The organism is Streptomyces sp. NPDC034103, from assembly GCF_055575395.1.
The window spans coordinates 16,614-30,994 of sequence record NZ_JBVISS010000006.1; the positions used below are offsets into that span (position 1 = coordinate 16,614).

At 70.1% G+C, this 14,381-nt stretch carries 8 protein-coding genes; 4 read left to right on the forward strand and 4 right to left on the reverse strand.

Annotated features, from left to right (window positions below; all coding sequences use genetic code 11):
• Positions 1-126: 126 nt before the first annotated feature.
• Positions 127-738 carry a GNAT family N-acetyltransferase gene (locus tag ACZ56U_RS14195; protein ID WP_469084298.1) on the reverse strand — a complete coding sequence of 204 codons (612 nt, stop codon included), beginning with the start codon at positions 736-738 and terminating at the stop codon, positions 127-129.
• A 281-nt stretch (positions 739-1,019) separates the two neighbouring features.
• On the opposite strand from ACZ56U_RS14195, the gene secA reads away from it, so the two are divergent.
• Positions 1,020-3,860, forward strand: coding sequence for a preprotein translocase subunit SecA (secA, locus tag ACZ56U_RS14200; protein ID WP_469084299.1), 2,841 nt, complete (start codon positions 1,020-1,022; stop codon positions 3,858-3,860).
• A gap of 518 nt (positions 3,861-4,378) precedes the next feature.
• Here secA and ACZ56U_RS14205 read toward each other — a convergent pair.
• The gene (locus ACZ56U_RS14205; RefSeq protein WP_469084300.1) at positions 4,379-5,080 is read right to left on the reverse strand and encodes an Rv3235 family protein; all 702 of its coding nucleotides are present in this window, start codon (positions 5,078-5,080) and stop codon (positions 4,379-4,381) included.
• A 322-nt stretch (positions 5,081-5,402) separates the two neighbouring features.
• On the opposite strand from ACZ56U_RS14205, the gene ACZ56U_RS14210 reads away from it, so the two are divergent.
• The 3 genes from ACZ56U_RS14210 to ACZ56U_RS14220 all read left to right on the forward strand — a co-directional run bounded on the left by ACZ56U_RS14210 (position 5,403) and on the right by ACZ56U_RS14220 (position 12,484).
• On the forward strand, positions 5,403-5,918 hold the full coding sequence (locus ACZ56U_RS14210; protein ID WP_469084301.1) for a DUF6912 family protein: 516 nt from the start codon (positions 5,403-5,405) through the stop codon (positions 5,916-5,918).
• Positions 5,919-6,090: 172 nt separating this feature from the next.
• Complete coding sequence (locus ACZ56U_RS14215) at positions 6,091-6,756, forward strand: HAD family hydrolase (RefSeq protein ID WP_469084302.1); 666 nt, start codon at positions 6,091-6,093, stop codon at positions 6,754-6,756.
• Positions 6,757-7,552: 796 nt separating this feature from the next.
• Positions 7,553-12,484 carry an NAD-glutamate dehydrogenase gene (locus ACZ56U_RS14220; RefSeq protein WP_469084303.1) on the forward strand — a complete coding sequence of 1,644 codons (4,932 nt, stop codon included), beginning with the start codon at positions 7,553-7,555 and terminating at the stop codon, positions 12,482-12,484.
• Positions 12,485-12,587: 103 nt separating this feature from the next.
• On the opposite strand, the gene ACZ56U_RS14225 is transcribed toward ACZ56U_RS14220, so the two are convergent.
• Together ACZ56U_RS14225 and ACZ56U_RS14230 are read right to left on the reverse strand one after the other, a co-directional pair.
• Positions 12,588-13,412, reverse strand: coding sequence for an ABC transporter ATP-binding protein (locus tag ACZ56U_RS14225; protein WP_469084304.1), 825 nt, complete (start codon positions 13,410-13,412; stop codon positions 12,588-12,590).
• Positions 13,405-14,334 (reverse strand): ABC transporter permease, encoded by a 930-nt coding sequence (locus ACZ56U_RS14230; RefSeq protein ID WP_469084305.1) that lies wholly within the window; start codon positions 14,332-14,334, stop codon positions 13,405-13,407. The genes ACZ56U_RS14225 and ACZ56U_RS14230 overlap by 8 nt, the downstream gene beginning before the upstream one ends.
• Between the last annotated feature and the right edge of the window lie 47 nt (positions 14,335-14,381).

Here is a 14,381-nt window from a genome sequence, read left to right on the forward strand (position 1 = left end):
GTCCCGGTGTCCCGGTGTCCCGGTGTCCCGGTGTCCCGGTGTCCCGGTGTCCCGGTGTCCCGGTGTCCCGGTGTCCCGGTGTCCCGGTGTCCCGGCGCGTCGGCCCGCCGGCGTGTTCCGGCGGCCCTAGCCGTCCCCTCCTTCAGGGGCTCCGCCCGTTCGAGAGGTCGGGTCGGCCGGCAAGTAGGGGGCCGTCGACGGCAGGCCCAGGTCCGAGGGGAGCAGGGAGCCCACCCAGCAGTCTCGTCGTACGCCCTTGTTGTTGAGCGCGGAGCGCAGGGTGCCCTCGACGGTGAAGCCGGCGCGTTCGGCCACCGCGCGGGAGGCGGTGTTGCCGACTTCCGCGCGCCATTCGAGGCGGTCGACGCGCAGGGCGGTGAAGGCCCAGCGGGTGGCTGTGGTGGTGGCCTCGGTGATGTAACCGTTGCCGCGGTGCTCCTTCGCGGCCCAGAAGCCGAGCTCCGCGACGCCGAGGGAGTGCATGGTGATGGCGAGCATGCCGGTCAGGTCGCCGGCGGGGAGGAAGACGCCGAAGGTGAACATGGAGTCGTTCGCCCAGCCGTCCGGGACGAACTGTTCGGTGAAGGCCCGTGCGTGCTCGGGGAGATAGGGCGAGGGGAACTGGGGGATCCAGCGCTGTGTCTCGGGGTCCTGGGCGGCCGCGTGCACGGCGTCGGAGTCATCAGGGCCGACTGCGCGCAGAACCAGGCGGCCGGTGATGAGCGTGACGGGTTCCATCGGCCGATTCTGCTCGGGGGTCACGCGGGAATGCCATCTATTTGCTCCGTGCGAGCTTTGTGTGAGCGCGTGATCACGGTTCGCGCAATTCGTCGGGAGAACGCGGCACCATCCACGACCCCCGCCCGTTGTCCCCTTTGACGGAGATTTGAAGCACCGGACGTTCGGCGTCCTCGGCAGGCTCCCGGCGTGGCCGGGTCCTCGCATACGATGGCCGTTGCTCAGCCACGTCATATGGAAACCGACCGTCCCAGGCCCGACCGGCAAGGAGACCAACCCCCGTGTCCGTCCTCTCGAAGATCATGCGTGCAGGCGAAGGCAAGATCCTGCGCAAGCTGCACCGCATCGCGGACCAGGTCAACTCCATCGAAGAGGACTTCGTCGACCTCTCCGACGCCGAGCTGCGAGCCCTGACCGAGGAGTACAAGCAGCGCTACCTCGACGGCGAGACGCTGGACGACCTGCTGCCCGAGGCGTTCGCCACCGTGCGCGAGGCCGCCAAGCGTGCCCTCGGTCAGCGCCACTACGACGTGCAGATCATGGGCGGCGCGGCCCTGCACCTCGGCTACGTGGCCGAGATGAAGACCGGTGAGGGCAAGACCCTGGTCGGCACGCTGCCCGCGTATCTCAACGCGTTGTCCGGCAAGGGCGTCCACCTCATCACGGTCAACGACTACCTGGCCGAGCGTGACTCCGAGATGATGGGCCGCGTCCACAAGTTCCTGGGCCTGAGCGTCGGTTGCATCCTTGCCAACATGACGCCGGCCCAGCGCCGTGAGCAGTACGCGTGCGACATCACCTACGGCACGAACAACGAGTTCGGCTTCGACTACCTGCGCGACAACATGGCGTGGTCCAAGGACGAGCTCGTCCAGCGCGGCCACAACTTCGCGATCGTCGACGAGGTCGACTCCATCCTCGTCGACGAGGCCCGTACGCCGCTGATCATCTCCGGCCCGGCCGACCAGGCCACCAAGTGGTACGGCGACTTCGCCAAGCTGGTCACCCGCCTGAAGAAGGGCGAGGCCGGCAACCCGCTCAAGGGCATCGAGGAGACCGGCGACTACGAGGTCGACGAGAAGAAGCGCACGGTCGCCATCCACGAGGCCGGCGTCGCCAAGGTCGAGGACTGGCTGGGCATCGACAACCTCTACGAGTCGGTGAACACCCCTCTGGTGGGCTACCTGAACAACGCCATCAAGGCGAAGGAGCTCTTCAAGAAGGACAAGGACTACGTCGTCATGGACGGCGAAGTCATGATCGTCGACGAGCACACCGGCCGTATCCTCGCCGGCCGCCGCTACAACGAGGGCATGCACCAGGCGATCGAGGCGAAGGAAGGGGTGGACATCAAGGACGAGAACCAGACGCTCGCCACGATCACCCTCCAGAACTTCTTCCGCCTCTACAAGCGCCACGACCACGACGGCAAGGAACAGCCCGGTCTGTGCGGCATGACCGGTACGGCGATGACCGAGGCCGCCGAGTTCCACCAGATCTACAAGCTCGGCGTCGTCCCGATCCCGACCAACCGGCCGATGGTCCGCAAGGACCAGTCGGACCTGATCTACCGCACCGAGGTCGCGAAGTTCGAGGCGGTCGTCGACGACATCGTCGAGAAGCACGAGAAGGGCCAGCCGATCCTCGTCGGCACGACGTCGGTCGAGAAGTCCGAGTACCTCTCGCAGCAGCTCAGCAAGCGCGGCGTCCAGCACGAGGTGCTCAACGCCAAGCAGCACGACCGGGAGGCGATCATCGTCGCCCAGGCCGGCCGCAAGGGCGCCGTCACGGTGGCCACCAACATGGCCGGCCGTGGTACGGACATCAAGCTCGGCGGCAACCCCGAGGACCTCGCCGAGGCGGAGCTGCGCCAGCGCGGCATCGACCCCGAGGAGCACATCGAGGAGTGGGCGCAGGCCCTGCCGGCCGCTTTGGAGCGGGCCGAGGCGGCCGTGAAGGCCGAGAAGGAAGAGGTCGAGAGGCTCGGCGGCCTGTATGTGCTGGGCACCGAGCGGCACGAGTCGCGCCGTATCGACAACCAGCTGCGCGGTCGTTCCGGCCGTCAGGGCGACCCCGGCGAGTCCCGCTTCTACCTCTCGCTCGGCGACGATCTGATGAGGCTCTTCAAGGCCCAGATGGTCGAGCGCGTGATGTCCATGGCGAACGTGCCGGACGACGTGCCGATCGAGAACAAGATGGTCACGCGCGCGATCGCGTCCGCCCAGTCGCAGGTCGAGCAGCAGAACTTCGAGACGCGTAAGAACGTCCTGAAGTACGACGAGGTCCTCAACCGTCAGCGTGAGGTCATCTACGGCGAGCGGCGCCGCGTCCTGGAGGGCGAGGACCTGCACGAGCAGATCCAGCACTTCATGGACGACACCATCGACGCCTACATCAGCGCCGAGACCGCCGAGGGCTTCGCGGAGGACTGGGACCTCGACCGGCTGTGGGGCGCGTTCAAGCAGCTCTACCCGGTGAAGATCACCGTCGAGGAGCTGGAGGACGCGGCCGGCGACCGGGCCGGACTGACCGCCGACTTCATCTCCGAGTCCATCAAGGAAGACATCCACGAGCAGTACCAGGCCCGTGAGACGCAGCTCGGCTCCGAGATCATGCGTGAGCTGGAGCGCCGGGTCGTGCTGTCGGTCCTGGACCGCAAGTGGCGCGAGCACCTCTACGAGATGGACTATCTCCAGGAGGGCATCGGTCTGCGCGCGATGGCGCAGAAGGACCCGCTGGTCGAGTACCAGCGCGAGGGCTTCGACATGTTCACCGCCATGATGGAGGGCATCAAGGAGGAGTCCGTCGGCTACCTGTTCAACCTGGAGGTCCAGGTCGAGCAGCAGGTCGAGGAGGTCCCGGTCGAGGACGCCGCGCCGTCGCTCGACAAGCAGGACTCGGTGCCGGCGCAGGCGGGTGCGCGTCCGGAGATCCGCGCCAAGGGGCTGGACGCTCCGCAGCGCCGCGATCTGCACTTCTCCGCGCCGACCGTGGACGGCGAGGGTGGTGTCGTCGAGGGTGAGTTCGCCGACGACGACGAGCCGGTGCGGTCCGAGGCGGACGGCCTCACGCGCGCGGAGCGTCGCAAGCAGTCGCGGGGTGGGCGTCGCCGCAAGAAGTGACGCTGTCCGCGACGTCTTAGCGGCTGGAGCGGTGTGAAGGGCCGGGTCACCTGGGGGTGGGCCGGCCCTTCGGCGTGTGGTTGCGGTGGGGGCGAGCGTGGCCTACGGCTGGGGCTGGCCCCGGGGAGCCCGTGGGTTTCGTCGGCGGGCGCGGGTGGCGCTTGTGAGGGCGAGCGCGGTCGCGGCGGCTGCCAGGGGCCGGGGCGTGGGTCGGGCGGGGCCAGGAGGGGCTTTGCGGGGCTTCCGGCCCCTGGTGTCGATGGTCGTCGCGGTGGCTGCCGGGGGCCGGAGCGTGGGTCGGGCGGGGCCAGGAGGGGACCTGCGGGGCTTCCGGCCCCTGGTGTCGGTGGTCGTCGCGGTGGCTGCCGGGGGCCGGAGCGTGGGTCGGGCGGGGCCAGGAGGGGCTTTGCGGGGGTTCCTGACCCCTGGTGTCATCGTCGTCGCGGCAGCTGCCGCGGGGGCCGGAGCGTGCCTCGGGCGGGCCAGGAGGAGCTATGCGAGGCTTCCGACCCCCGGTGTCAGTCCTCGGCCCGGCGGCTGCCGCCTGGGCCGCCCAGTTCCACCGCGGTGCAGCGCCAGCGGCGGTCCCGGCCCTGCTCCAGGCGGAAGGCCATGGCGCGGAGCTGGTCGCCGGCGCCGATGCGGGCGAAGGCCTCGACCGCGCCGTCGCGGGGGACGTAGTAGCCGATGTCGCGGACCACGGGCCGGGTGCCGCGGGTGCGCAGGGGGCCGCGTTCGGCGAGCTCGGCGAGTTCGTCGTAGGCCTGGCCGACGGTGTGGCGGAGCATCGAGTGGACGGGGCGTTGGCCGCTGAGGACCGCGAGGAGGAGGTCGGCGAAGACGTCGGTGGGGCGGGGCTGGGGGACGGAGACCGGCCTGCGGGGGGTCTGGGCGGGCACGACGGGGGCGGTGGGCGTGCTCGTGGGGGCGTCCGGGCCGGTTGTGCGCGGGACGTGTGCCGCTGGGCTTGTGGCGCGGGTGGTCGGGCCCGTCGTGGTGACCCGCGTGGTGGACGTGGGGCCGGAGGCCGGGCGGTTGTCGACGGGGGCCGTCCGCGTCCCGGGGCCGGTCGACGGGCCCGGGCGGGCGCCGTCAGCGGCCGTGAGGGTCGCGCCGCCGCTCGGGGTACGGGGCGGGGTGGTGCCCGGGCGACGGGAGTCGCGGCGGCTCGGCGGGCGGGTGCCGGGACGGTGCTGTGCCCTGGTCATGACCTTGTTCATGGGGTCCCCGTTTCAGCGGGCCCGGATGTGTACCGGGCAGTAACTTCCGTGGTTGAGGATCTTGTACGGGGTCGCGGGCGGCGGCGGCAAGGAAGCGGCGGCCCGGGTCGGGCGGCCGGATTCTTCACTTATCCGAGTGAGCGCGGGCGCCGGAGGCCCATGACGGCGGGGCGGCGCCGGGTGAGTTCCCGGACGGGGGTTGACGCCTCCCGGGGTCCGGGCAGGGACTCGAAAGGGGACGCCCGCACGTATCCTGAAGGCCCTCACCGAGGCCCTCGCGGAGCGTTCCGACCCCGCCCTCCGACCACGAAAGCGGCAGCCCATGCGTGTCTACGTCCCCCTGACCCTCTCCGGTCTCGCCGAGGCGTACAAGACGGGCGAGCTGGGCCCCGGACCGCTCCTCGCCTACGCCGTGACGCCCGCGTTGCGCGAGTGGTACCTCTCCGACGACATCGAGGAGCTGGAGTACGCGGCGCTGAACCGGGCCGCGTTCGCCTCGCTGCGGCTGTTGGCGGCGGACCCCGAGGCGGTACGGCGCCGGGTCGTGGTCGCCGTCGACGTGCCCGACGGCACGGCCCATGCCGACCCCGACCGCGGGCTCGACCCGGCGGCGCTCGGCGAGGTCAACGTCGCGGGCGCCGTGGCGCTGGCCAAGGCGGCGGCCGTCCACGTCGACGCCGGTGACGCGGAGGCGGACGTCACCGCCGCCGCGCAGGCACTGCCGGCGGCGGACGGCGGGGACGACGACGCGCAGTTCGTCGTGGACGGGGCCGAGGACCACGAGCTGCTCTGGTACGCCACGCAGGAGATCCCGAACCTGGTCGGGCTGGGGGACTGAGGGGCGCGACCCTGCTTGGAGGTGGGGGCGGTCCCTGCGCGACCCAGCCCGGAGACGCGTGTTCCTGCCTGGAGACGGGGGTGCGCCTGCCCGGATGCCCGGAGATGCGCATTACTGCCTCTGTGGCCTGCGGGCCCCTTGATTGTCAGTGGCGGCGGGTACCTTTTTGGGCATGGGGAAGCAAGCGGGCGCGCACATCGTCTGGGACTGGAACGGCACCCTGTTCCACGACAATGACGCGATCATCGGGGCGACCAACGCCGCATTCGCCGAGCTGGGGCTCGAGCCGATCACGCTGGAGCGGTACCGGGCGCTGTACTGCGTGCCGGTGCCGAAGTTCTACGAGCGGCTGATGGGGCGGCTGCCGACCGACGCCGAGTGGATGGTCATGGACGAGACCTTCCACCGGTACTACACCGAGCACCGGGTCCGGTGCCAACTGACGGCCGGAGCGGTCGAGTTGCTCGCGGGGTGGCGGTCGGCGGGGCGCAGCCAGTCGATCCTCAGCATGTACGGGCACGACGATCTCGTCCCGCTGGTCCGCGGGTTCGGGATCGAGGCCCACTTCCTCCGTGTCGACGGGCGGACCGGGCCCTCCGGGGGCAGCAAGGCCGAGCACATGACGCGGCATCTCTCCGCGCTGGTCGGGGTGGATCCGGCGCGGACGGTGGTGATCGGGGACGCGGCGGACGACGCGGTGGCGGCGCGGTACGTGGGGGCGCAGGCGGTGTTGTACACGGGGGGTTCGCACGGTCGGGCCAGCCTGGAGACGGCGGGGGTGCCTGTCGTGGACACGTTGGCGGAGGCTGTCGTGGAGGCGGAGCGGTTGGCGGCGTAGGGGGAGGGCGCGCCGGTGAGACGGGGCGCTGGAGCGAGGACCGCAACGGCACCCCGGCCCCTACGGCATCCCCCTCAGGCCACGGGCGCCTTGGCCCGCAGGATGATGGTCAGGAACTCGCGCATCCAGCGGGAGTGGTCAACCGACGGCCCCGAGCCGACCCGCGCCCCCGCCTACGGCTCCGAGCCGACCCTCGTGCCCGTGGCCCCGGGCCGATGCCCCCCGGACCGACCCGCGCCCCCGCGCCTACGGCTTCGAACCGCCCCGTACCCACGTCCCCGTACCCGCGCCCCCGCGCCTACGGCTTCGGACCGCCCCATACCCACGCCCCCGACCGCTCCCCGTACCCCCGCCCCCCACCAACCGCCCCTGTGCAGAACGTCAAAGTTCGACCCCCGGTTTTGTACACATACGGCTCATGACGGGCCCCCTGTAAGGAGCGATAGCCTTGGTGGCGTGATCAGCGCGATAGTTCGCGGGGGCATCGTCGCCCTTGCCCTGCGCCCGGAGAGCACGGACGACATCCGTGACCGGGCGGCAGTCGCTGGTCTTCGCGGGCGGGGCGGGGGTATACGGACCCCCGGGGCGCCGCACATCTCTCCGGAAGCGGCGTCGTGGAGAGCGGCGTCACATCCGTCAGGCGTGTCGAGAATGGCTGATAACCCCCCGCTCATCTCCCCTTGCGGCATAGCGTCGGAGCAGACCGGACACCCCGCGTCACGGCGTCACGTCGTAAGGGAAGCGACCGTTTTTCCTTCAACGTCACGCAATGGCGCGCGACAGGAGCCAGAGGACAATGCAGACCAAGCTGGACGAAGCCAAGGCCGAGCTGCTCGAGAGGGCCGCCCGGGTAGCTGAGAACAGCCCGGTCGGGGGGCACCTACCGACCGGGACGACGGACGAGAGCACCCCGGACCGGGAGACCGTGCTCGCGTTCCTCCAGCGCTACTACCTGCACACCGCCCCGGAGGACCTCGCCGATCGCGACCCGGTCGACGTCTTCGGAGCCGCGTACTCGCACTACCGGCTGGCCGAGAACCGGCCACAGGGAACGGCCAATGTGCGGGTGCTCACGCCCACCGTCGAGGAGAACGGCTGGGCCTGCACGCATTCGATCGTCGAGGTCGTCACCGACGACATGCCCTTCCTCGTCGACTCGGTCACCAACGAGCTGACCCGGCAGGGGCGCGGCATCCATGTCGTCATCCACCCGCAGGTCGTCGTCCGACGGGACGTCACCGGCAAGCTCGTCGAGGTGCTCCCGCAGCGGCCCAGCGGAGAGCTGCCGCACGACGCGTACATCGAGTCCTGGATCCACGTCGAGATCGACCGTGAGACCGACCGCGGGGACCTGAAGCAGATCACCGCCGATCTGCTGCGTGTCCTGTCGGACGTCCGCGAGACCGTCGAGGACTGGGAGAAGATGCGGGACGCGGCGCTGCGGATGGCCGATGAGCTGCCCGCCGAGCCCATCGCCTCCGACCTGCGCGAGCAGGAGATCGAGGAGGCCCGCGAGCTGCTGCGCTGGCTGGCCGCCGACCACTTCACCTTCCTCGGGTACCGCGAGTACCAGCTCCGCGAGGACGACTCCCTCGCCGCCGTGCCGGGCACCGGTCTCGGCATCCTGCGCTCCGACCCGCATCACGCCGAGGACGAGAGCCACCCCGTCAGCCCCTCCTTCGAGCGGCTGCCCGCCGACGCCCGCGCGAAGGCGCGCGAGCACAAGCTCCTGGTGCTGACCAAGGCCAACAGCCGGGCGACCGTGCACCGGCCGTCGTACCTCGACTACATCGGGGTGAAGAAGTTCGACGCCGAGGGCAACGTCGTCGGTGAGCGCCGCTTCCTGGGCCTGTTCTCCTCGGCCGCCTACACCGAGTCCGTCCGCCGGGTTCCCGTGATCCGCCGCAAGGTCGAGGAGGTGCTCCAGCGCGCCGGGTTCTCGCCCAACAGCCACGACGGGCGCGACCTGCTCCAGATCCTGGAGACCTACCCGCGCGACGAGCTGTTCCAGACCCCGGTCGACGAGCTCCAGGCCATCGTCACCTCCGTCCTCTACCTCCAGGAGCGGCGGCGGCTGCGGCTCTACCTGCGCCAGGACGAGTACGGGCGCTACTACTCCGCCCTCGTCTACCTCCCGCGCGACCGCTACACCACCGGCGTCCGGCTGCGGATCATCGACATCCTCAAGGAGGAACTCGGCGGTATCAGCGTCGACTTCACGGCCTGGAACACCGAGTCGATCCTCTCCCGGCTGCACTTCGTGGTCCGGGTCCCGCAGGGCACCGAGCTGCCGGAGCTGTCCGACCTCGACAAGGAGCGCATCGAGGCGCGTCTGGTGGAGGCCGCCCGCTCCTGGGCCGACGGTTTCACCGAGGCACTCAACGCCGAACTCGGCGAGGAGCGCGCCGCCGAGCTGCTGCGCCGCTACGGCAACGCCTTCCCCGAGGGCTACAAGGCCGACCACACCGCGCGCGCCGCGGTCGCCGACCTGGTGCACCTGGAGAAGCTCACCGAGGAGAACGACTTCGCGCTGAGCCTGTACGAGCCGGTCGGCGCCGCCCCCGAGGAGCGCCGCTTCAAGATCTACCGCAAGGGCGCCGCGATCACCCTGTCCGCCGTGCTGCCGGTCCTCAACCGGCTCGGCGTCGAGGTGATGGACGAGCGGCCCTACGAGCTGCGCTGCTCGGACCGCAGCATCGCCTGGATCTACGACTTCGGGCTGCGCATGCCCCGGTCGCAGAACGGCGCCGGTGACTACCTCGGCGACGACGGCCGCGAGCGTTTCCAGGAGGCCTTCGCCGCGACCTGGACGGGCCTGGCGGAGAACGACGGCTTCAACGCCCTCGTGCTCAGCGCCGGGCTGAACTGGCGTCAGGCGATGGTGCTGCGGGCGTACGCCAAGTACCTGCGGCAGGCGGGCTCCACCTTCTCGCAGGACTACATGGAGGACACCCTCCGCAACAACGTCCACACCACCCGGCTGCTCGTCTCCCTGTTCGAGGCGCGGATGTCGCCGGACCGGCAGCGCGCTGGGCACGAGATCGTGGACGCCCTCCTCGAAGAGCTCGACGCCGCCCTCGACCAGGTGGCCTCCCTCGACGAGGACCGGATCCTCAGGTCCTTCCTGACCGTCATCAAGGCGACCCTGCGCACCAACTTCTTCCAGGAGGCGAAGGGCGGCAAGCCGCACGAGTACGTCTCCATGAAGTTCGACCCGCAGGCCATCCCGGACCTGCCGGCGCCGCGTCCGGCGTTCGAGATCTGGGTGTACTCGCCGCGCGTCGAGGGTGTGCACCTGCGCTTCGGCAAGGTCGCGCGTGGCGGTCTGCGCTGGTCCGACCGGCGCGAGGACTTCCGCACGGAGATCCTCGGCCTGGTCAAGGCGCAGATGGTGAAGAACACTGTCATCGTGCCGGTCGGCGCCAAGGGCGGCTTCGTCGCCAAGCAGCTGCCCGACCCGGGTGTGGACCGGGACGCGTGGCTGGCCGAGGGCATCGCCAGCTACAAGACGTTCATCTCGGCGCTGCTCGACATCACCGACAACATGGTGGCGGGCGAGGTCGTGCCCCCGGCGGACGTGGTCCGCCACGACGAGGACGACACCTACCTGGTCGTCGCCGCCGACAAGGGCACCGCGACCTTCTCGGACATCGCCAACGGGGTCGCCGAGCAGTACAACTTCTGGCTGGGCGACGCCTTCGCCTCCGGTGGTTCGGCGGGCTACGACCACAAGGGCATGGGCATCACCGCGCGCGGCGCCTGGGAGTCCGTCAAGCGGCACTTCCGGGAGCTCGGTGTCGACACCCAGAGCGAGGACTTCACGGTCGTCGGCATCGGTGACATGTCCGGTGACGTGTTCGGCAACGGCATGCTGCTCAGCGAGCACATCCGCCTGGTCGCCGCCTTCGACCACCGGCACATCTTCATCGACCCGAACCCGGACGCGGCCACCTCCTACGCCGAGCGCCGCCGTGTCTTCGAGCTGCCGCGCTCCAGCTGGGCCGACTACAACGCCGAGCTCATCTCGGCCGGCGGCGGCGTGTTCCCCCGCAGCGCCAAGGCCATCCCGGTCAACGCGCACATCCGCGAGGCCCTCGGCATCGACGGCAAGGTCGCCAAGATGACCCCGGCCGACCTGATGAAGGCCATCCTCCAGGCGCCGGTGGACCTGCTGTGGAACGGCGGCATCGGCACGTACGTCAAGGCCTCCACCGAGACCCAGGCCGACGTCGGCGACAAGGCCAACGACCCGATCCGGGTGGACGGCGCGGACCTCAGGGTCAAGGTCGTCGGCGAGGGCGGCAACCTGGGGCTCACCCAGCTCGGCCGGATCGAGTTCGCGCTGCACGGCGGCAAGATCAACACCGATGCCATCGACAACAGCGCGGGCGTGGACACCTCCGACCACGAGGTGAACATCAAGATCCTGCTCAACGGCCTGGTCAGGGACGGCGACATGACCGTCAAGCAGCGCAACAAGCAGCTCGCCGAGATGACCGACGAGGTCGGCCGGCTGGTTCTGCGCAACAACTACGCGCAGAACACGGCCATCGCCAACGCGCTCGCCCAGTCCAAGGACATGCTCCACGCCCAGCAGCGCTACCTGCGCCACCTGGTGCGCGCGGGCCTGCTGGACCGGGCGCTGGAGTTCCTGCCCACGGACCGCCAGATCCGCGAACGCCTGGGCGCCGCACAGGGCCTGACCGGCCCGGAGACGGCCGTCCTCCTGGCGTACACGAAGATCACGGTCTCCGACGAGCTGCTGCACACCTCGCTCCCGGACGACCCCTATCTGCGCGGGCTGCTGCACGCGTACTTCCCGAGCGCGCTGCGCGAGAAGTTCGCCGAGCACATCGACAACCACCCGCTGCGCCGCGAGATCATCACGACCGTGCTGGTCAACGACACGGTCAACACCGGCGGTACGACGTATCTGCACCGGCTGCGCGAGGAGACCGGCGCCTCCCTTGAGGAGATCGTGCGGGCGCAGACCGCGGCGCGTGCGATCTTCCGCTCGGCCATGGTGTGGGACGGCGTGGAGGCGCTCGACAACCAGGTCCAGGCCGACGTCCAGACCCGGATCCGGCTGCACTCGCGCCGGCTCGTCGAACGCGGCACGCGCTGGCTGCTCAACAACCGGCCGCAGCCGCTGCAACTCGCCGAGACCGTCGAGTTCTTCGCCGAGCGCGTCGAGGAGGTCTGGTCCCAGCTGCCGAAGCTGCTCAGGGGCGCGGACCTGGAGTGGTACCAGCAGATCCACGACGAGCTGTCCGGCGCGGGTGTCCCCGACGAGGTGGCCACGCGCGTGGCCGGGTTCTCCTCCGCCTTCCCGACGCTGGACATCGTCTCGGTGGCCGACCGCATGGGCCGGGACCCGATGGACGTCGCCGAGGTCTACTACGACCTCGCCGACCGCCTCCACATCACCCAGCTCATGGACCGCATCATCGAGCTGCCCCGCGCCGACCGCTGGCAGTCCATGGCCCGCGCCTCGATCCGCGAGGACCTCTACGCGGCCCACGCGGCGCTGACCGCGGACGTCCTCGCGGTGGGCGACGGCACCTCGACCCCCGAGCAGCGCTTCAAGGCGTGGGAGGAGAAGAACGCCGCGATCCTGGGCCGGGCGCGCACCACCCTGGAGGAGATCCAGGGCTCGGAGACCTTCGACCTCGCCAACCTCTCGGTGGCGATGCGAACGATGCGCACCCTGCTGCGGACGCATTCGTAGCGGATACGACGAGAAGGGCGCCCCGGGCCGTGACGGTTCGGGGCGCCCTTCTCGTCTGTCGGCCGGGGGTGTTCCCGCACGAGGTGCCGATGACGGCGAGGGTCTAGACGGCGGCCTTCGGCTTGGGCTTGGGCTTCGGCTTGGTCGTCTTGTCGCCGGTGAAGGCCTCGTACTCCTTCAGGACGTCCTCGGTGGGCCCGTCCATGCGCAGCTCGCCGCGCTCCAGCCACAGCACCCGGTCACAGGTGTCGCGGATGGACTTGTTGTTGTGGCTGACCAGGAACACCGTGCCCGCGTGCTTGCGCAGTTCGCGGATGCGGGCCTCGGAGCGCTTCTGGAAGGAGCGGTCGCCGGTGGCGAGGGCCTCGTCGATGAGGAGGACGTCGTGGTCCTTGGCGGCGGCGATGGAGAAGCGCAGCCGGGCGCCCATGCCGGAGGAGTACGTACGCATGGGCAGGGTGATGAAGTCGCCTTTCTCGTTGATGCCGGAGAAGTCGACGATCTCCTGGTAGCGCTCCTTGATCTGCTCGCGGGACATGCCCATCGCGAGGCCGCCGAGGTAGACGTTGCGCTCGCCGGTCAGGTCGCCCATCAGGGCCGCGTTGACGCCGAGGAGGGAGGGCTGGCCGTCGGTGTAGATGGCGCCGCTCTCCACCGGCAGCAGTCCGGCGACCGCCTTGAGCAGGGTCGACTTGCCGGAGCCGTTGGTGCCGATGAGGCCGATCGCCTCGCCCTTGTAGGCGACGAAGGACACCTTCTTCACGGCGTGCACCTTGCGGACGCCGGAGGCCTTCTCGGTCTGCTCGCGGCGCAGGATGCGGTTGAGGGCGGCGGTCGCCGAACCGCGGCCGGCGCCGGTGCCGTTGACGCGGTAGACGATGTCGACGTCGTCGGCGATGACGGTGGGGGTGGTCTCGTTCTCAGCCACGGCCGTAGGTCTCCTCAGCCTTCCAGAAGTAGATGAAGCCGCCGACTCCGGCGAGCAGCGCCCAGCCCGCCGCGATCGCCCACACGTGGTGCGGCAGCTGGCTGGAGTGGAAGCTGTCGATCAGGGCGTAGCGCATCAGGTCGATGTAGACGGCCGCCGGGTTGGCCTGGAGCACCGGGCCGACCCAGGACGGCAGGTCGTTGTGCTTGCTGAGCAGGTGGTCGATGCTCCACATCACGCCGGAGACGTACATCCACGTGCGCAGCACGAACGGCATCAGCTGGGCGATGTCCGGGGTCTTGGCGCCGAGCCGGGCCAGGACCATCGAGACGCCGGCGTTGAAGGTGAACTGCAGGATCAGCGCCGGGATCGCCAGCAGCCAGGACGCCGAGACGGGGACGCCGAAGCAGAGCAGGATCACGACCAGGGCGGCCATCGAGAACAGCAGCTGCTGGAGCTGCTGGAGGCAGAAGGAGATCGGCAGCGCGGCCCGCGGGAAGTGCAGGGCGCGGACCAGGCCGAGGTTGCCGGAGATGGCGCGGGTGCCCGCGAGGATCGAGCTCTGGGTGAAGGTCCAGATGAACACGCCCGTGACCAGGAACGGGATGTAGTCCGGCACGCCGTTCTTGGTGCCCAGCAGCACGCCGAAGATGAAGAAGTACACCGCCGCGTTCAGCAGCGGGTTCATCACCTGCCAGATCTGGCCGAGCTTCGCCTGGCTGTACTGGGCGGTGAGCTTGGCGGTGGAGAACGCGGTGATGAAGTGGCGCCGGGCCCACAGCTGGCGGATGTACTCGGGCAGGGTGGGGCGGGCACCGCTGACCGAGAGGCCGTGGCGGGCGGCGAGGGCCGCGAGGTCGCCTTCGGCGGGCGCGGGGACGGGCGCCGCCGTCGGGGGCGGTGTGTGGAGGACCTGGCTCACATCCGCTGCTTTCGCTCGGGGGGTGGGGTCGTGCGGGGTGGTGCGTC